Source organism: Clostridium sp. LIBA-8841 (genome assembly GCF_057782475.1).
Genome location: NZ_CM173488.1, coordinates 469,524 through 489,203 on the forward strand (window position 1 = coordinate 469,524; position 19,680 = coordinate 489,203).

The following is a 19,680-nucleotide window of genomic DNA, read 5'->3' on the forward strand; positions in this document are numbered from 1 at the left end:
TGTTAAAAATAATTTAACGATAAAACTTTACATCGTGAGAATAAGTAGTTATAATACTACTTAATAACTTAATATGTAATTATATAAGTATATCGTATATGCTCGACAATATGGGTTGAGTGTTTCTACTAGGAGGCCGTAAACATCCTAACTACGAATATATAGGTGATTTCTATATTTTTGTGAGATTATTATATATTCCTAGGCTTTTAAGGCTTAGGAATTTTTGTTTTTTAATAGTATTTAAATCGAAGTTAATTCAGCCAATTTTAATTGAATTCATTGCTTTAAATTTTTAAACAAGCTTATAGGAATTGTTTTCTAGTAGAAAAGTATCGGCTATATGGAACTTTTTTAAGGTTAAGTAAGAATTTTAAGAGTAATTATTAAGTGAGTTACTTATCAGGATGAAATAATTTTTATAACAGGGGGAAAAGAAAGATGGAAGCATTAAAAGAAAAGATATTAAGAGAAGGAAAAGTTAGAGATGGAAATATTCTAAAGGTAGATTGTTTCTTAAATCACCAAATGGATATAAGATTTCTTAATGAAGTTGGTAAGGAATTTAAAAAAAGATTTAAAGACGAAAAAATAGATAAAATACTTACAATAGAAGCATCAGGAATAGCTATTGCAGGTATAACATCTCAATATTTTGATTATGTGCCTGTAGTTTTTGCTAAAAAAACTGAAAGTTTAAACTTAGACAAAGATGTTTATGAATCAAATGTACACTCATTCACTAAGAAAAAAGATTATAAAGTTAGAGTTGGAAAACAATTCTTAAATAAAGGTGAAAGAGTTTTAATTATTGATGACTTTTTAGCTCAAGGATGCGCAACTAAAGGAATGATAGATTTAGTTGAGCAAGCTGGTGCAGAATTAGTTGGAATAGGTATAGTTATAGAAAAAGGATTCCAAGAAGGAAGAAAAGTTTTAGAAGACTTAGGTGTAAGAGTTGAATCTCTTGCTATCATAGAAAAATTAGAGGACAATAAGGTTTCTTTTAAATAATTATAATGTATTAAATGAGAATTCATTTAGTAAGAGTTTAAGGATATAAATATTATATTATTTTAAGGTGCAAGTAAAAACTTGCACCTTTTTGACGTATCAAATTAAAAATGAGAGTAGTATTATTACTCCCATTTTTGCTTTTAGAAATTCATTTTTGCATAGTTTTGAAATGAATTATTCAAAAATATTTTTAAACTGACAACTTTTAAAATTTGAATAAGTTTTTAAATGCAGCATAAATTAGTATATAAGCTAATTAGAGGAATTATAAGAAATAGCAACTAAATTAATATAATAGTGCAGAAAATGAAAGTTAATAATGTTAAAATGTCATTTTTGGAACTTTTAAAATTTGTTAATAAGTATATAATATAAATTGTGCTGAAAACTTAGAAAAAGAGGAATTATTATGAATAGTAAGAAGAAAGGAATAAGTTTAGTCTTAATAGCAACATTTTTTTGGGGCATAATGGGTATAAGTAGTAGAACTTTATATGAATCTGGACTAGAAACAATGTTTATAGCCTTTAGTAGAAGTTTTTTGTCAGCTATTTGTTTTTTCATTTGGGTAATGGTGACAAACAGAGAAGTATTAAAAATAGATATTAAAGGATTATGTGTTTCAGCTTTATATGGTATAGGAACCTTTGCATTATGTTTTATTGGATACAATTTATCAGTGGAGTATATACCTATATCAGTGGCGACTGTATTGATGTTTACAAACTCAATATGGGTAACAATATTCGGAGTATTATTCTTTAATGAAAAATTTAATCTGAAAAAAGGTTTTGTTATAGTATTAACTTTAGTAGGATGCATAATGGTATCAAATATGTCTTTAGGACATTCTAATATGAGTGTAATAGGATTATCTGCTGGATTAGGTACAGGATTCTTGTTTGCTTTTCAGATAATATTTCCTAAGTTTTTTAGTTCCTACAAAAAAGATACAATGCTCGTTTATGGCTATATATTTGCAAGTATATTTATAGGTTTATTTACAGATTTCAAGGAGTCAGTTAGTATAATTGCAAATTCGCCTAACATAGGTATAGTCATATTAAATATATTATCTATAGGTATTTTAAGTACATTTATTTCTAATACCTTTTATATAAAATCAACAGAATATATAGAGGCTAGTGTTACCAGTATATTAGCTTCTATGGAGCCAGTATTATCAAGTATATTTGCTTTCTTTATATTTGGAGAAGTTTTAAATAATAAACAAATATTAGGTGCTATATTAATAATAATAGCTGCAATAATATTAGAGTTAAATTTAGATAGAGAAAGACTGAATAATATACTAAGATTTAAATTTAAAAAGTCTAAAGTAATAAGCTGATAAGTTATAATATAAATTTTAAAAATCCCTGACTTAAAATGAATATTATAAATTATTAATTAGGTTGTATCTGATTTGGATACAACCTTTTTTTAGGTAATTAAAATTGTTTGATAATAATGAATAAAGTGTTAACATATATCGTGTAGGAAATAATTTAATAAACTTATTAAAAATATTAGAGTTTCACAATAAGTAATATCATTTAAAATTAATAATTTAAAAGGGTGATTAATCTATGGAGATTTTTAGAAAGCAAAGTTTAAAAAAAATACTTAGCGAAGCAAATGAAAATAAAGAAAGAACTCTTAGCACCTTAGATTTAACTTTAATGAGTGTTGGATCTGTAATTGGTACAGGAGTCATGGTTTTAACAGGGATTGTTGCTGCAAAGCAATCTGGGCCAGCTACATCAATAGCATTTATAGGAGGGGGAATAGCTGCTGCCATAATAGTTTTATGCTATGCAGAATTTAGCTCTAGCATACCTAGTGCAGGAGGATCTTATTCATTCACTTATGTTTCTTTGGGAGAAATTATTGCTTACATATCGGGATTATGTATTGTTATAGGATATACTTTATCTACGGCTACAGTTGCATCGGGATGGGGAGCATATCTTTTAAGTATTCTAAATACCTTAGGAATAAAATTACCAAAATCGATTACAGCAATTCCTAGTGAAGGTGGAATAGTAAATTTACCAGCAATGATATCAATTTTATTTATAGTTTTTGTAATATCATTAGGAACTAAGGAAAGTAAAAAGGTAAATGATTTTATGGTATTTATAAAGATTGCTGTTATAGCTTTATTTATTGGAGTGGGAGCATTCCACGTAGACCTTAGTAATTGGCATCCATTTGCACCTTTTGGAGTTAAGGGAGTAGTTACAGGAACTGCATCATTATTTTTTGCTTATTGTGGATTTGATGCTACAGCATCAGCAGCTGAAGATGTAAAGAATCCTGAAAAATCTTTACCTTTAGGGCTTATAACTTCTTTATTAATATGTACAGTTATATATATAGCAGTGTCATTAGTTTTAACAGGAATAACATCATATACTAATTTAAATGTTGGGGATGCATTATCTTATGCTTTGAAATTAGCAGGAGAAAATGGAATTGCTTTTATAGTATCCTTAGGAACTGTTATAGGGATTCTTGCTGTAATATTTGCAGGAAATTTCACAACATCACATATACTTTTAGCTATGAGTAGAGATGGATTATTACCAAAATTCTTTAGTAAAGTTGATAAAAAAGAGGTTCCTTATACTGCTTTATGGACAGTTGGTATAATAGGTGCATTTTTAGCAGGATTTTTTAACCTAGGACAATTAGCAGACTTCGCCAATATAGCTTTCTTATTAACATATACTTTAGTTTGTATATCTTTAATAACCTTTAGAAAGAAATATCCAAACGTAAAAAGAGGATTCAAAACACCATTAGTACCTTTTATACCAATATTGGGAGCTATTAGTTGTTTATTTTTAATGACTAATTTATCAAAGAGTACATGGCAAATATTCATAGTTGTTTTATTTTTATTGATTATAAGTTATTTAATTTATGGAAGAAAACATTCTTTAGTTAAATCAAACAATATTAATTAAATAGAAAACTGTATCAAAATACTTACTAATTTTTTTATAATTGATTAGAGTTTTGATACAGTTTTTTACTTTGTAAAAAGAATGACTTTATATTTAGCTTTTAATTAATATATTTTAAAAGTGATTTTTGATAAATACCAATTTATAATGCTAAGTCATAGCTTGAATTATTGAACTTTTTTATTAGCTCTTATTTTAAATATAGTTATCAATAAAGAAATTAGAATTATTATTATTAGTGGAAGTATTTTAAGTAACTCTAAATTATCTGTTAAACTCATTGTTTCAAATGCCCAGGTAGCAGGAAAGAGATTGCCGACATTTTTCAAAAAGGATGGCAGCATATTAGTAGGAAACATTATACCTGAAAGCATTATGGAAGGAAGAAAGATAAATTGAGATATCATTGTTAATTTTGATGTGCTTTTTATGAAAATTCCAAGTAGAGTTCCTAGACTTAATGAGGAAATAATAAATAGTGAGAGAGTAAAAAAGTACACTGGAATATTACTTGGAAGATTTGCACTAAAAGCAATAGATGAAATAAATAAGATAATAAGTGAAACAATAAAAAGGTGTATAAAAGCTGATAAGAAATTATTCATTATAGGAGTCCAAATAGGGATTTTACTAACAATATAAGATTTCTTTATATCACTATTGAAAAAGTCTACTAAAGGGCTAGGATAACCTATAATTGATCCCATGGTTACAGCAAATATTGTCATAGAAGGAATTAATGTTTTATAAGATTCAGGATCAATTGAAGTGAAAATTCCACCCATAAAGAAGAAAAAAACAATAGGAACAACATAATAAGTTAATAATATGCCTCTATTTCTTAAATCTAGTTTCCATTGGAGCGTGATACCATATAAAAATTTATTCATTAATTTCACCTCTTGCTATATTTATAAAACATTCCTCTAAGGTTGTTTGTTCTATTTTTACATCATATACCTCTATATTTTGACTTTTAGCACAAGTTAATAATTCTAGAAGTTCTTCATCAATCTTATTAATTTCAAAGGTATAATATCCTTGATCAATAGATTTAAATAAAATCTTAGAATTATTTTCTAGTAGTAATTGAGAGGAAAGCTTTAGTTTTATTTTATAAAGTTTTGAGGTTGTAGAAGTAAGTTCATGAGGGGTACCCATAAATACAATTTTTCCATCTTTTAATATTGCCAATCTATCACAAAGAGAGGCTATTTCAGCCATATCATGACTTGTGATTATTATAGTTTTACTTTTAGATTTCAAGTTTTTTATTTCATCATGTAAGGCAAATCTTCCTTCAACATCTAATCCAGCTGTAGGTTCATCAAGAAAGATAATATCTGGATTTCCAATTAGTGATAATGCTAAATGAAGTCGTCGTTTCTGTCCAATTGATAATTCTTTGTATTGTTTCTTTAAAAGAGGAGTTAAATTTAATTTTTCTATAAGGTTATTATCAACTGTAGAGTTATTCCACTTAGAAAATAAGCTTAATGCTTCTAAAATTCTTATATTTTCAGGAAGAGATGATGATTGAAGTTGAACACCCATTTTACCGTAAAGAGAGATTTCTCCACTATTATAAATTTTCAATCCTTCTATGCATTCTAAAGTAGTTGTTTTACCAGCTCCATTTGTTCCAAGAAGTGCGAATATCTCTCCTTTAGAAACTTCAAAAGATATTCCTTTTAAGACTTGATTATTACCATAGTTTTTGTAAAGGTTAGATACTTTTAATGCAGTACTCATTTAATTATCCTCCATTCCTAAGATATTTATATTTTTCGATTGAAAATAGTAGTTTAATGATTCATCTAAGAAACTATCAATAATACTTTGTTTTATTGCCAGTTCTTCATTCCAATTTTCTTTATTATTATTAAATTCCATAAGATTAGGAAGGAGACTCATATCACCACCAGTAAAATCACTTATCATATTCCACCATTCTTCAGCTAGAGAAAGACTTGCTTTACTACTAGGTGATTTATCTTGATTTTTCAGTTCTAAAGTTTTATCGAGTAGTTCGGAGTATTTATTAAAGATTTTTATGCCATCACTAGGATTAGCATTAAATTTTTCACGTATATGAGAAGATAGTTTGTCATCAAAAAGCTTTATTAACCAGTAATTTTCATTTTGCTGTTTTAGAATAGTAACTATATCAGCATATTTTGAAAAATTAACAGTTTTGATTTTTAAAACTTCTTTGTGAAGAGATTCTGTAGTATCAAGAGCTACTTTTAGTTGATTAATTTGTTTCCTTAAGATATCAGCTTGTTTAGCTAATATTTCAGAAACTTCAAATGGATCATCTAAAGAAAATAATTTGTCTTTAATTTCATCTAGAGAAAAGCCTAAATATTTTAAAGAAAGTATTTGGTGGAGTTTAACCATATCTTTTTTTGAATAAAGTCTTCTTCCACCTTCACTTTTAGCTGAAGGTTTCAATAGACCTTCTTTATCATAATACTGAAGTGTTCTAACAGTAACATCCATTTCTTTTGCCAATTCACCAACAGTAAAAAAATCAGAATTTTTCATATTTATTGCCCCCTTTTAATCTTATGCTAACATATTACCTTACGTCATAAACAAGCATAAATTAGAAAAAATTACAAAAAACTTTTTGACAATAAATTTAAAAAATAATAAGAAGAGCTATATAAACGATTTTTAAATAGCTCTTCTTATTATTTAAGTGTTATATTTTAAAAGTATTTCTGCTATTCTTTATCAGGAGTTACTTTTTCAAAGTAAATTTTAGCATTTTTTAAATTAGGATTGGATAATATGTATGCATTAATAGCATCTTTATCAATACTATCCTCAGAGTAATTTATAATAAATACAGGCAATTCATTATCTAAAACTCCGCTATAAACTTTAATTATATCATTGAATTTGCTAGGCAAAGATGAAGTAACTGAATTTAAATTGGCTGTAACACTGTTAGTATTATTAGAATTATTTTTTCCTTTATTTATTTCTAAGTCACCTATAAATCCTGAATCCTGTTCTTTTATCTTATTTAAATACATTTTTAATTCAGGAAAATTATCAGTTGATTGTTGAATTATAAGCTTATACCCATTAAAATTATAATATTTTAATTTCTCTTGAAGCTCAGCTTCTTCGGTATTATCTAGGGTATTACCTATTGTAACTAATTCTATTGTTTTAGTTTTAGTGTTTATTTCTTTACTAAGTATGTACTCAGAGGGAAGTTCCTTTTGAATAAAGTTACTAAGATTAGTATTATTCATAAAACTATTAACCATTGTTGCTGCTGAAATTAAACTTGGTATAGTAACTAAAATTGTAGAAACTATTATTATTTTCTTTAATTTTTTTTGTTTAATCTCAGAGAGCGTGTTTCTAGTTGGTATTCTCATAAATTTTACAACCAATAGAGTTGAAAGTGCTATAAAAAATGAGTTTATAAAAAATAAATATCCTGCGCCTAAGAATATATGAATATTTTTAGTAGCTAATCCATATCCACTAGTACAAAGTGGAGGCATTAGAGCCGTAGCTATAGCAACTCCAGGCAGTATATTTCCAGATTTTTTACGAGTCATACCTATTATACCTGCAATTCCACCGGCAAAGGCTATTATTACATCCCAAATATTTGGAGATGTTCTTGATAAAATTTCACTTCCAGCACTAGATATAGGACTTAAGTAAAAATAAATTGTGGCAGTAGTAACACTTATAAGTATTTCTATAACTAAAATAACAATAGATTTTTTTAAAAGTTTTAAATTATAGATTCCTACAGAGTATCCTATGGCTATGATTGGGCCCATAAGTGGGGAAATAAGCATTGCACCTATAATTACAGCTGTAGCATTCATATTTAATCCAACAGAAGCTATTATTATGGCACACATTAAGATGATAAAATTAGCACCATGTATATTAACACCGTCTAATATATTGTCGTGAATTTCATCATATGTAGCTTGGTCTTTTTTAAAGTCATTAAAAAAGCTGTCTTTAGTAATCTTCACAGTAATTCCTCTTTTCATATAATTTTAATAAGTTCAATAATCTATATTTTAAGTTAATTAGAATAATATGTCACTTTTGAAATATTCTCTTAAAATAACATGATTTTTAATGCAAAATAAAAAATCTAATGAATAGTAAATTTTTTATAATAATAATATTTATTTTAGTTATAGGAAAATATTACTTATGCAATTACAATAGAATTAAATATTTAGAATTAAGTAGGATTGTAGAAAATATAATTATTTATATTAAGTTGGGGAGTGATTCTATGTTAAGTAAAGAAAAGATTAAAAAAGTTCTTTCTGTAGCACTTAGTACAGGAGGAGACTTTGCAGAAGTTTTTGTTGAAGAAAAGTTAAATAATAAGATTGTTTTGACATCGGGGTCTGTTAAAGATATTATTTCTGGAAAAGACTATGGTATTGGAATAAGAATTTTTAAAGGATTGAAGTGTATATATGCATATACAAATGATGATTCTATTACAAGCCTAATTAATACTGCTAATAGGGCTGCATTAGCTTTAGGTGATGTTAGAGATGGACATACAGTTAATTTAAATTTAGTTGAGAGAATAAATACTAATATTCATCCTGTTTTATATGTGCCTTCATCCATAAGTGCAACTAAGAAAATTGAAAAGATGAAAGAAGCTTATAATGGAGCAAAAGGTTATAGTGAAGAGATAGCTCAGGCTACAGTTTCAATGGTAGATGAGGATCAAAAAGTTTTAATAGCTAATAGTGAGGGATTATTCACTGAAGATAGAAGAATAAGATCAAGGATATCTGTTAATGCAATAGCTTCAAATGGAGTGGATAATCAGTCAGGAATGAGAGCTCCTGGAGCATCTATGGGATTTGAATTTTTCGATACAATAGATTTAGGAAATGTAGGAAATGAGGCTGCTAGAACTGCTGTTACAATGCTTCATGCAGATTATTGTCCAGCAGGAAAAATGACTGTTGCTATTGAAAGTGGATTTGGAGGAGTTATATTCCACGAAGCTTGTGGACATTCACTTGAGGCTACTTCAGTGGCTAAAGGAAATTCTGTTTTCTGTAATAAACTTGGTTCTCAAATTGCTTCATCAAAGGTTACTGCAATTGATGATGGAACAATAGCTAATGCATGGGGTTCATTAAATATAGATGATGAGGGTAATCCAACTCAAAGAAAAATTCTAATAGAGAATGGAATACTTAAGTCATATATGATTGATAAATTTAATAGCAGAAGAATGGGTATGCCTTCTACAGGAAGTGGAAGAAGAGAGTCTTATAAATATGCTCCTACTTCAAGGATGACAAATACATTCATAGCAAATGGAGAAGATGATAATGAGGAAATTATAAAATCTATAGAAAATGGATTGTATGCAAAACAGATGGGTGGAGGATCAGTAAACCCTATAACTGGTGATTTTAATTTCAATGTTCTTGAAGGATATCTAGTTAAAAATGGTGTTATTGATAGAGCCGTAAGAGGTGCTAGCTTAATAGGTAACGGTGCTAAAATATTAATGGATATAGATATGGTTGGAAAAAATTTAGACCATGGGCAAGGTGTTTGTGGATCCTTAAGTGGATCAGTTCCAACTAATGTAGGACAGCCATTACTAAGAGTTAAAGAAATCACAGTTGGTGGAAGATAGGAGGGGTTGAGTGTTATGGAATTTAAAGAGTTTAAAGAAAAATTGTTTAGCAAGGCAAAAGAAGTTGGTTTTGAAAAATATGAATTATATTATGGTAAAAGTGATTCTCTTAGCATAAGTTCAGCTGAGGGAGAAGTTGAAAGATATGGATTAAGTACTACTATAGGAGTTTCGTTTAGAGGGATTTATAATGGGAAAATGGGATATTCCTATACTGAAAAATTAGATGAAGAATCAATTGAAATGTTAGTGTTTAAAGCAAAAGAGTGTGCTGAATTAGTTGAAAGTAATGATGAAGAATTTATTTTTGAAGGAGGATTAGAATACACTGAAGTCAATTCGTATGATGAAAGTATTACTAAAATGACTCCAACAGAGCAGATAGAAAATGCGATTAAATTGAATGTTGAGCCATCAAAAAGGAATTCAGAAATAATAAAAAGTGAATACACAAGCTTCAATACTTCTAAGGTGGAAAGAATAATCGTAAATTCAGAAGGAATAGATTTAAGAGAAGAAGGTACAATTGTTCAGGCATCTGTTTATCCAATAGCTAAGGATGGAGAGAATATGATTGTTGATGGCGCTTCAAGTGTTTCAACTAAATTAAGTGATGTAAATATAAATAAATTAATAGATGATGGAATAAAGAAAACTTTAAGAAAAAAAGGTGCAACTTCTATTAAATCTGGCAAATATAAAGTTATTATAGATGGAGAGGTTATGGCAGCTTTGGTTAGAACTATGCAGGATAACTTCTTAGGAGATATAGCTCAAGAAAATAAGACACTTTTGAAAGATAAAATAGGAGAAAAAATTGCTTCTGACAAGGTTACTATTGTTGATGATCCTTTCTTAAAGGGAGGAATCTCAACCTGTTCTTTTGATGATGAGGGAGTACCAACAAAACTTAAAAATATAATTGAAAATGGTGTGTTTAAAGGATTTTTACACAGTTTAAAAACAGCAAACAAGGCTAAAGTTGAACCAACAGGTAATGGATTTAAAGCAGGATTTAAGGCAACTGTTAAAGCTAGTCCAACGAATTTTTATATAAAAGAAGGAGATAAATCTTTCAATGAACTTTTAAAATTTGTGGGAGATGGAATATATATAATAGATTTAGAGGGCCTTCATTCAGGAGCTAATGCAGTAACTGGAGATTTTTCATTGGCAGCACAAGGAATAAAGATAGAAAATGGAGTTTTATCTAATGCTATAAAACAAATAACAATAGCAGGAAACTTCTTTACTTTATTAAAAGATATTGAGGAAGTTGGAAATGATTTAAGAGAAAGTGGTGTAACATCAGGCTATGGTAGTCCGAGCCTTGTGATCAAAGAAATATCTGTAGCTGGTGAATAGTGTTATTTTAGTTCTTAATTTAAGTAAAGGCTTTATTTTAAAAGTAGTGTTGATTCTTAGGTCTGAAGATATAGCTAAAAATCAACATTTACTTAGAACAGAGCCTAAATAAAAAATAAATTAGAAATGATGTATCAAATTTGATACATCATTTTTTTATAGAATATTTTAAATGTAAAATTATTTAAAAGTAAACAAAGTATTAACATACTAAAAATATAAAAATTTAGATTATAATACAAAAAAATGCTTGTTTATTTTAATATAACTAAAAAAAATGCTTAACGTTTAAAATGTTTTCACGGTTTTTTGAAGAAATTGTATACTGTGAGCCTTTAAAAATGTTAAAAAAGTGTTAATGTATACATGAGCTGAGATGTTTAATATATGTATTCGGAGAAAAATGAATATAACTATTAGATATTTCGGGATAATTTATTATAAGGAGTGATTAGTCATGATAACAAAGGAATTTGAAAAAGAATTAGAAGGATTAGGAGCTTTTGAAGTTAGCCGTAAAATGTTACAACTTGCTAAAAATAATGAAAAGCATAATCCTTTCCTAAATGCAGGAAGAGGAAATCCTAATTGGATAAATACTCAAGGAAGATTGGGATTAAGTAGAATAATAGAATTCGGTGTAATTGAATCAAGAAAAACTATGAACGATAGAAATTTAGCAGGATATACAACTCTAGATGGTATACATGATAGATTCGTGGCTTTCTTAGATGATAGTCATGAAGCTGATAAGTTCTTAAGAGAGGCTATAGCTTATAGTATTAGAAATTTAAATGTTGATAAAGATGTATTAGTTAAGGAATTTGTAGATGGAGCAATTGCTAATAACTATCCAATTCCAAGTAGATGCTTAGTAAATACAGAAAAGATTTTAAATATGTATTTGCAAAAAGAACTTTATAATGGCGTAAACCTTGATAAAGAAACTAGTTTATTCCCAACAGAAGGGGGAACAGCAGCAATATGCTACATATTTAACTCATTAAAGGAAAATGGTTTAATAAAACCAGGAGATAAAATAGCTCTAAATACTCCAATTTTCACACCATACTTACAAATTCCAGAATTACAAGATTATGAATTGATAGAAGTTGACTTAAGATCTAAAGAAGAAAATAACTGGATTATAGATCCAGCTGAATTAGATAAGTTAAATGATAAAGAGATTAAAGCTTTATTCTTTGTAAATCCTTCAAACCCAGGATCAAAAGCCTTACCTGAAGAAGTTTTAAATCATATAGCTAATTTAGTGAAAGAACGTAAAGATTTAATAATACTAACTGATGATGTTTATGGAACTTTTGTTGACGGCTTTCAAACTATATATGCAGTAGCACCTTATAATACATTATTAGTTTATTCATTCTCTAAATTATATGGAGCAACTGGTTGGAGATTAGGATTAATAGGTGCTAATGAAAATAATGTTTTTGATGATTTAATAAGTAAGTTACCAGAAGAAAAATTAAAAGAATTAGATGCTAGATATGGTCTTGTAACATTAGAACCAAGAAAATTAAAATTCATTGATAGACTTGTTGCTGATAGTCGTTCAGTAGGACTTTATCATACTTCAGGATTATCAACTCCTCAACAAATTCAAATGGCTTTATTTGCTTTAAGTGCATTACTTACTGAAGGAAAAGATCCATATATTGAAAGCTCTAAAAAATTAGTAGGATCAAGATATAATGATTTATTCACTACTTTAGGAATTAAAGAAGATAATAGTAGAGAAAATGCCAAATATTATTCATTAATAGATATTTATAAAATAGCAACTAATTTATATAGCGAAGAATTTACAGCATACTTAAAAGATAATTTTGAACCAATTGACTTCTTATTACGTTTAGCAGAAATGAATGGAGTAGTATTAATGGAAGGGGTAGGCTTTGGCGCAACTCCTGGAACATTACGTGTATCCCAAGCTAACTTACCAGATAATGCTTATAAGAAAATAGCTAAACAAATTTTAGAGTTACTTTCTGAATATCATGATAAATTTAAATCACAAAAATAGTATAGAAGGTGATTTAAATGAAATTCATAATAGATTTTTTAGAAAAGAATCCTAGTGTAGCTATATTTCTATGTTTAGCTTTAGGATATTTGATAGGTAAGTTAAGATATAAGTCATTTAGTTTAGGATCAACAGTAGGGACATTGCTTGTTGGACTTATTTTAGGACAGTTTGCAATATTCCACATTTCTCCAGTAGTAAAAAATATATTCTTTAGTTTCTTCATATTCACAATAGGATATGAAGTCGGACCTGCTTTTATAAATAGTTTAAAGAAATCAGGAGTTAAGCTTGTAATACACGCAGTATTCTTCAGTGTAGTTGCATTCGCTGCTGCTATGATATGCTTTAAAATATTTAAAGTTGGTCCAGGGGAAGGTGCAGGTATAATCGCCGGCTCACTTACTCAATCAGCGGTTATAGGTACTTCGGCATCTGCAATTAATGCACTAGATATTTCATCCGCTCAAAAAACTGCTATGCAATCTAGTGTAGCAATAGCATATGCTATAACTTATATATTTGGTACTGTTGGAATACTTATTTTCTTAAAGAATATAGCTCCAATGCTTTTACATGTAAATTTAAAACAAGAAACTAAAAGAATGATTGAAAAAATAAACTTTAAAGGTGATTCATCAAATAGCTCAGCTATTTTAAAGAATGTAAAAATGCGTTCTTTTCTTGTAAATAATAATTGTACATTTATAGGAAAATCAGTAGGAGATATTGAAAAACAATTTAAGCATAAAGTAACTTTCGAAAAGATTTTTCAAAATGACAATGATGTTAAGTTTAATCAAGATATTAAAATAGAAGCAAGAAACTATATTACTTTAATAGGTGACCTTACAAACATGTTACAAGTTGCTAGTTCTGGATTAACAGAAACTTCAGATGAAAAATATCTAAATATATCATTGAAGAAGTCAGAAATAGTCCTTACAAAAGAATTTAATTTAAAAAATCTACAAGATTTATATAATAACAATATAATGTTATTAGGAGTTAGTAGAAACGGTAAGGCTTTGGAAGATGAAACTCAAATGAAAAATGGTGATTTCTTACAAATAATAGGACCACAACATGCTATTGGAAATATAATCAAAGAATTTGGTTATATAAAAGATACAGGCTCACAAACAGATGTTAGTTATTTAACATTTGGTATTATAGTTGGTGTAATAATAGGAACATTCGCATTAACTATACATAACGTTCCATTAACTCTTGGTAGTGGTGGAGGTGCTTTATTCTCAGGTTTATTATTTGGATGGTATCAAAATAAACATCCTCGTTTCGGAGAAATACCAGCATCAACACGTTGGTTCTTAAAGAGTGTAGGTTTAAACTTATTTATCTCAGTTGTTGGATTAGAAGCAGGAAGTGCCTTTATTCCTGCATTAAAATCTATGGGTTGGGTAGTTCTTTTAATAGGTATAGTAGTGTCTTTAGTACCACATGTTTTATCACTATACTTTGGTAAGTACGCTTTAAAATTAGAACCAGTAGATATAATCGGATCACTTTGTGGTGCAGGTACAATAACAGCTGCCTTAAATGCAATTGTTGAAGATACTGGAAGTAGTATATTTGCTTTAAGTTATACACCTTCTTATGCTGTGGGTAACATATTAATAACAATTATGGGCCCACTTGCTATAGGATTATTGTTTAAATAGATTGAAAAAAGACAAGCTTATGATAAGCTTGTCTTTTTTATAGGCTCTATTTTATTAAGCTAATAAAGTTTTTAAGCTATTTATACTATTTGAAATTTCTATTACGTTACTTAATAATAGTTTTTCTTCAAGACTATGTGAGTCATGAATATAGTCTTTTAATTTAAGTTCGCATTTTTTATTAGATTTCTCTTCTTTTAAATTATTAAATACATTTTTTAAATGTTGATTTTCACAACTATAGTTAGATAATTGAATATATAACTCATAAATACTACAAATAAGCATTCTTTCGTTAGTTATAAGTTGATTTAAATTATCATCTTCTTGAATATTATTTGCTTTAAGTCTTTCTTCGATAAAAGATGTTACTATGAATAAGTTATTCATTTTTGTACTAGATTTATGTATATATACTTCTTCAAGTGTAGTTAGCATTTCTTGAACTACATCAACATACATCTTCTTTAAGATTGATATATCTTTATTTAAGTTATAAGGTAAAATAAATTTATTTATTGATATAGCTAGTACAGCTCCTAGTGCGACGAATAATAGTCTGTTTATTACCATTGTACTAGTAAAGCCCATATTTCCTAAAAGTGAAGCAGCACCTATTGCGGATACTGTTACGCAAATCATGTTATACTTATAATCTTTAATAAATCCACTTATATATCCAGCTAACATAAGTATTAAAGTCCTTGCTAAAACACCTTTAAATGCAAAGAAAAGAATTTCTACTATTATTGCACCAATTATTGTAGCAAAAATTCTGTCTTTAGTTTTAGTTTTTGATACTTCATATATAGGATTCACTAAAGATAAAATTGTGAATACAAGCCATCTTCCTTCAGCTAAGTGGAAATAATCCATTATAAATGCGGCTAATGATATACCAATAGATATACGTATAGCATATGAAAATTTAGCTGATCTTGTCTTGAAGTTAGATTGCATAATGTATATTGTTTTAAAATTATGTGGAATTTCATCAAGTTTATTTATTAAGTTATATTTTTTAGTACCTAATTCTTTTAGCTTAACTAATGATTCATAAATAAAGGCAAGATTGCTTAAAATCTTAAGTACAGTTAAGTTTTCTATAGACTCACCTTTGTAATGCTTAATTTTACTAAGAACATCATCATTTATTGTGCTTTCATTACTTAAAAAAACTTTTATTTCAGTTAAAGAGTTTTCTAAAACAGAAACTAAATCCTTATGCTGAGAGCAATCTAATTCATTTAGTAATAAATAAGTTTTTTCTAATGCAACTGAAATATTTAATTTAATCTTGCTTTCCTCAGTTAAATAGAATCTCTCCTCACGCTTATTATAAATAATTGTTCTAAAATTATTTAGGCTATTTCTTATATTGTTATCTAATGAAGTTGTATCTTCATTTATATTTAGATTTTTAATTTTTTCTATTATATCATTACAAGTTTTAATTAATAGTTTGTTACCTTTTTTCTGAACATTATTTCTATTAGCGATTAATTGAACTATCATTATTATTACTGCGCCAGAAATTAAAGATATAAACCTCATTGGAAGTTTATCAGGAGTTACTGGGGTTACTAATATAAATAAATATTGAAGTGAAAATGGTAAGTACATAGGATTTTTTAGGTTATAGCATAAAGAATAACTTAAAATAAACATTGCTATGAAGTTTATAGGTATTCCTAACCACATGTTCATGCCTGCTAAAGTTGCAGCAGCACCTATAAATAAATTTAATACAATTAATAATAATGTATTTTTTAATGGAGACAGGGTTAAATCTTTTTGTAACATCATAAGCATAGCAGTTGCTGTCGTTACTCCAATAAGTGTATTATCATCTCCAAAAATACTTTTAAAAGCAATTATAAAAGCAACTATAAATACAAATATAACTGTGTTTGATATTATGGCTTTTTTGCTCATATTTAATCAATCCTTTCATCAAAAGAGGCTTTTTATTTAAGTAAACAAGCCTTGTAAATAAAAATAATACTCTCATATTACAAGATTTTCAATTGCTTTATAAGTTTGATATATTATAATGTCTAGTAATTTTTGAAGATATATTAAATTTTTGAAGATTTCTTACATGAAAACTTATATAAGAAATATATAGTATAATAAATTTATATATTTATTCCATGAAACATTAATAATTTTAAGAATTGCTATGTTAAAAGCGAATTTTAATAGAAGATATGTAAATAATTTAAAAGGATATGATGTTTATGAAAGAGAATTCAATTAATAAAGGATATTATAATTCTTCTATAGGAGTTCTAGAAATAATAGAATCAGAGGGATTTATAGTAGAAATTAACTTTGTTCAAAAAGAAGAGTGTGTAGAAGAAGCTATTAGTGAAGAAATAAAAAAATGTAAAAAAGAATTGGAAGAATATTTTGAGGGCAAAAGAACAGATTTTACAGTAAAAATTAATTTCACTAAAGGAACGGAATTTCAGAAATTGGTATGGAATGAATTAAGAAAAATTCCTTATGGTGAGACAGTTTCATATAAAGATATAGCGGAGAAAATAGGAAATCCTAAGGGGAGTAGAGCTGTAGGAGGAGCAAATAATAAAAATCCTATTGCTATAATAGTTCCTTGTCATAGAGTAATAGGGAAAAATGGCTCCTTAACAGGATATGCTGATGGATTAAGTAAAAAAGAGTATTTGCTTGATATAGAAAGAAAAAAGGAGAGAGATTTTGAATAAAGCAAAAGAGATTTTAAAGAGTTTTTATGGATATAGTGAATTTAGAAAAGGACAAGAAGAAATAATAAATGAGATTATAAGTGGAAATGATGTTGTTGCTATAATGCCAACTGGTGGTGGTAAATCAATTTGTTATCAAATTCCAGCTTTGATTTTAGAAGGAGTTACGGTTGTAATTTCTCCACTTATTTCTCTTATGAAGGACCAGGTTGATGCTATAAATAGTATGGGAATAGAGTCAGCATATATAAACTCAACTCTTAGCAATCAAGAGATAAATGATATATTTGAAAATGTTAAAAATGGACACATAAAAATATTATATGTAGCGCCAGAAAGACTTGAGTCTATGGATTTCTTAAATTTAGTTTCTAATATAGATATTTCACAGGTAGCTGTAGATGAGGCACACTGTGTTTCTCAATGGGGACATGATTTTAGAAGTAGTTATAAATTTATTGGTAGATTTATAAATCTTTTAAAGAGAAGACCCGTGGTTTCAGCTTTTACAGCAACTGCAACAGAGGAAGTTAGAGAAGATATAGTAAAATTACTTGAGCTTAATAATCCGAAGGTTTTTATTTCTGGTTTTGATAGAGACAATCTTAAAATAATCATAGAAAAAGGAGTTAATAAGGCTCATTACATTTTAGATTATTTAAAAGAAAATAAGGATGTTTCAGGAATTATTTACTGTGCAACTAGAAAAGAAGTAGATTCTTTATGTGAGCTTATAAATTCAAGGGGAATAGAATGTACAAAATACCATGCTGGACTTTCAGATGTTGAAAGAAAAGAAAATCAAGAGAATTTTGTTTTTGATAAAGCTAATGTAATGGTTGCTACAAATGCCTTTGGGATGGGGATAGATAAGCCAAATATAAGATATGTAATTCACAATAATATGCCTAAAAATATAGAGGGGTATTATCAAGAGATAGGAAGAGCAGGAAGAGATGGTGAGAAATCAGAGTGTATTCTTATTTTTTCACCAGGAGATGTTCAAACACAGAAATATATAATAGAAACTGGAACCTTAAACCCTGAAAGAAAGATAAATGAGTTAAGTAAACTACAAACTATGATGGATTTGGTTTATTCTAATGGATGTTATAGAAGATTTATACTTAACTACTTTGGAGAAGAGTTAGAAGAAGATTGTAATAACTGTAGTAACTGTGAAATGGAAGGTGAACTAGTTGATAAAACAATAGATGCTCAAAAAGTTATTTCATGTGTTTATAGAATGAAAAGACCTTTTGGAATTGGGGTAATAATAGATGTTTTAAGAGCCTCAAAGAATAAAAAGATAATTGATTTAGGATTAGATAAATTAAGTACTTATGGAATAATGAAAGATTATTCTAAAGATGGGCTTAAGGATTTTATAAATACTCTTATTTCACATAGATATATAGATTATGTTGGAGAATATCCTGTAGTTAGGTTAAATCAAGTTTCTATAGATATTCTTAAGGGCAATGAAAAAGTTATGTTTAAGGAGAAAAGAAAAATTGAAAGAGTTTCTGTTGATAATGAACTATTTGATTTATTAAGAAGTCTTAGAAGAGAAATTGCTTCTGAAGAGGGAGTTCCTCCATACATAGTATTTGGGGATAATACTCTTAAAGAGATGAGTATGAGAATACCTATAAGTGAAAATCAACTTTCAGAAATAAGTGGAGTTGGTGAAAAGAAAATACTTAAATATGGAGATAAGTTCTTAAGCGTAATAAAAGAATATGTTAAAGTAAATAATATTGAAGTTCAATGGGAATCAGGACTAAAACTTAATAAGGAAGACGTAGAAGAAAAGTTTAAAAAAAGCAGTGGAAAAAATGGAAAGAAAAAGTCTTTTGAAATAACAATAGATATGTTACAAGAGGGAGATAAATTCCATACTATTGCTAAGGAAAGAGATATTTCAGTTACTACGATATTATCGCATATTCAGCAATATTTAGAAGAAGGAAATAAAATAGACTTTGAGATAGACTTTGATTCTTTATTTTCAAAAAGAGAAGAAGAGTTAGTTTTAGATGCTATAGATAAAGTAGGATATAGTAAGTTAAAGCCAATTAAAGAAAATTTAGCTGAAGATGTTTCTTATGAAAAGATAAGATTTATTGTGACTAAATTAACCATAAATAATTTAAATAAAGAATTAAATTAAAATAAGTAGTATATAAAAAAA

General features: G+C 27.7%; 14 protein-coding genes and 1 riboswitch. Of the genes, 9 read left to right on the top strand and 5 right to left on the bottom strand.

Features of this window, described 5'->3' with window-relative positions:
* Positions 1-72: 72 nt before the first annotated feature.
* A riboswitch (purine riboswitch) is annotated at positions 73-174 on the top strand.
* Positions 175-441: 267 nt separating this feature from the next.
* The 3 genes from AC2A4K_RS02015 (at position 442) to AC2A4K_RS02025 (ending at position 3,989) form a co-directional block, all read left to right on the top strand.
* Positions 442-1,014 carry a xanthine phosphoribosyltransferase gene (locus AC2A4K_RS02015; protein ID WP_322504642.1) on the top strand — a complete coding sequence of 191 codons (573 nt, stop codon included), beginning with the start codon at positions 442-444 and terminating at the stop codon, positions 1,012-1,014.
* 412 nt (positions 1,015-1,426) lie between these two features.
* On the top strand, positions 1,427-2,368 hold the full coding sequence (locus AC2A4K_RS02020) for a DMT family transporter (RefSeq protein ID WP_322504641.1): 942 nt from the start codon (positions 1,427-1,429) through the stop codon (positions 2,366-2,368).
* Positions 2,369-2,606: 238 nt separating this feature from the next.
* Entirely contained in the window at positions 2,607-3,989 is a 1,383-nt protein-coding gene (locus AC2A4K_RS02025; protein ID WP_322504640.1) for an APC family permease, read from the top strand.
* Between the two features lie 167 nt (positions 3,990-4,156).
* Here the strand turns inward: AC2A4K_RS02025 and AC2A4K_RS02030 are convergent, their stop codons facing one another.
* The 4 genes from AC2A4K_RS02030 to AC2A4K_RS02045 form a co-directional block, all read right to left on the bottom strand.
* Positions 4,157-4,879, bottom strand: a complete 723-nt coding sequence (locus tag AC2A4K_RS02030) for an ABC transporter permease (RefSeq protein WP_322504639.1) — start codon at positions 4,877-4,879, stop codon at positions 4,157-4,159.
* The gene (locus AC2A4K_RS02035) at positions 4,872-5,741 is read right to left on the bottom strand and encodes an ABC transporter ATP-binding protein (protein WP_322504638.1); all 870 of its coding nucleotides are present in this window, start codon (positions 5,739-5,741) and stop codon (positions 4,872-4,874) included. Before AC2A4K_RS02035 ends, AC2A4K_RS02030 begins: the two co-directional genes overlap by 8 nt.
* Positions 5,742-6,536 (bottom strand): MerR family transcriptional regulator, encoded by a 795-nt coding sequence (locus AC2A4K_RS02040; RefSeq protein WP_322504637.1) that lies wholly within the window; start codon positions 6,534-6,536, stop codon positions 5,742-5,744.
* A 182-nt stretch (positions 6,537-6,718) separates the two neighbouring features.
* Positions 6,719-8,008: a DUF389 domain-containing protein gene (locus AC2A4K_RS02045; protein ID WP_322504636.1), complete on the bottom strand. Its 1,290-nt coding sequence runs from the start codon at positions 8,006-8,008 to the stop codon at positions 6,719-6,721.
* A 272-nt stretch (positions 8,009-8,280) separates the two neighbouring features.
* Between AC2A4K_RS02045 and AC2A4K_RS02050 the strand changes: the two genes are divergently transcribed.
* The 4 genes from AC2A4K_RS02050 (at position 8,281) to aspT (ending at position 14,757) form a co-directional block, all read left to right on the top strand.
* On the top strand, positions 8,281-9,666 hold the full coding sequence (locus AC2A4K_RS02050; protein WP_322504635.1) for a TldD/PmbA family protein: 1,386 nt from the start codon (positions 8,281-8,283) through the stop codon (positions 9,664-9,666).
* Positions 9,667-9,681: 15 nt separating this feature from the next.
* Positions 9,682-11,031, top strand: a complete 1,350-nt coding sequence (locus tag AC2A4K_RS02055) for a TldD/PmbA family protein (RefSeq protein WP_322504634.1) — start codon at positions 9,682-9,684, stop codon at positions 11,029-11,031.
* A gap of 457 nt (positions 11,032-11,488) precedes the next feature.
* Positions 11,489-13,075: a bifunctional aspartate transaminase/aspartate 4-decarboxylase gene (locus AC2A4K_RS02060; RefSeq protein WP_322504633.1), complete on the top strand. Its 1,587-nt coding sequence runs from the start codon at positions 11,489-11,491 to the stop codon at positions 13,073-13,075.
* A 17-nt stretch (positions 13,076-13,092) separates the two neighbouring features.
* Positions 13,093-14,757, top strand: coding sequence for an aspartate-alanine antiporter (gene aspT, locus AC2A4K_RS02065; protein ID WP_322504632.1), 1,665 nt, complete (start codon positions 13,093-13,095; stop codon positions 14,755-14,757).
* 54 nt (positions 14,758-14,811) lie between these two features.
* Here the strand turns inward: aspT and AC2A4K_RS02070 are convergent, their stop codons facing one another.
* Positions 14,812-16,692 (bottom strand): FUSC family protein, encoded by a 1,881-nt coding sequence (locus tag AC2A4K_RS02070; RefSeq protein WP_322504631.1) that lies wholly within the window; start codon positions 16,690-16,692, stop codon positions 14,812-14,814.
* Positions 16,693-16,997: 305 nt separating this feature from the next.
* Here AC2A4K_RS02070 and AC2A4K_RS02075 point away from each other — a divergent pair, with 305 nt between their 5' ends.
* Together AC2A4K_RS02075 and recQ are read left to right on the top strand one after the other, a co-directional pair.
* The gene (locus AC2A4K_RS02075; RefSeq protein ID WP_322504630.1) at positions 16,998-17,486 is read left to right on the top strand and encodes a methylated-DNA--[protein]-cysteine S-methyltransferase; all 489 of its coding nucleotides are present in this window, start codon (positions 16,998-17,000) and stop codon (positions 17,484-17,486) included.
* Positions 17,479-19,659, top strand: coding sequence for a DNA helicase RecQ (gene recQ / locus AC2A4K_RS02080; protein ID WP_322504629.1), 2,181 nt, complete (start codon positions 17,479-17,481; stop codon positions 19,657-19,659). Before AC2A4K_RS02075 ends, recQ begins: the two co-directional genes overlap by 8 nt.
* Positions 19,660-19,680: the final 21 nt, after the last annotated feature.

Excerpts from the sequence above, each read along its gene's own strand:
- AC2A4K_RS02015 (WP_322504642.1), top strand. The coding sequence starts at position 442 with ATGGAAGCATTAAAAGAAAAGATATTAAGAGAAGGAAAAGTTAGAGAT.
- AC2A4K_RS02020 (WP_322504641.1), top strand. The coding sequence starts at position 1,427 with ATGAATAGTAAGAAGAAAGGAATAAGTTTAGTCTTAATAGCAACATTT.
- AC2A4K_RS02025 (WP_322504640.1), top strand. The coding sequence starts at position 2,607 with ATGGAGATTTTTAGAAAGCAAAGTTTAAAAAAAATACTTAGCGAAGCA.
- AC2A4K_RS02030 (WP_322504639.1), bottom strand. The coding sequence starts at position 4,879 with ATGAATAAATTTTTATATGGTATCACGCTCCAATGGAAACTAGATTTA.
- AC2A4K_RS02035 (WP_322504638.1), bottom strand. The coding sequence starts at position 5,741 with ATGAGTACTGCATTAAAAGTATCTAACCTTTACAAAAACTATGGTAAT.
- AC2A4K_RS02040 (WP_322504637.1), bottom strand. The coding sequence starts at position 6,536 with ATGAAAAATTCTGATTTTTTTACTGTTGGTGAATTGGCAAAAGAAATG.
- AC2A4K_RS02050 (WP_322504635.1), top strand. The coding sequence starts at position 8,281 with ATGTTAAGTAAAGAAAAGATTAAAAAAGTTCTTTCTGTAGCACTTAGT.
- AC2A4K_RS02055 (WP_322504634.1), top strand. The coding sequence starts at position 9,682 with ATGGAATTTAAAGAGTTTAAAGAAAAATTGTTTAGCAAGGCAAAAGAA.
- AC2A4K_RS02060 (WP_322504633.1), top strand. The coding sequence starts at position 11,489 with ATGATAACAAAGGAATTTGAAAAAGAATTAGAAGGATTAGGAGCTTTT.
- aspT (WP_322504632.1), top strand. The coding sequence starts at position 13,093 with ATGAAATTCATAATAGATTTTTTAGAAAAGAATCCTAGTGTAGCTATA.
- AC2A4K_RS02070 (WP_322504631.1), bottom strand. The coding sequence starts at position 16,692 with ATGAGCAAAAAAGCCATAATATCAAACACAGTTATATTTGTATTTATA.
- AC2A4K_RS02075 (WP_322504630.1), top strand. The coding sequence starts at position 16,998 with ATGAAAGAGAATTCAATTAATAAAGGATATTATAATTCTTCTATAGGA.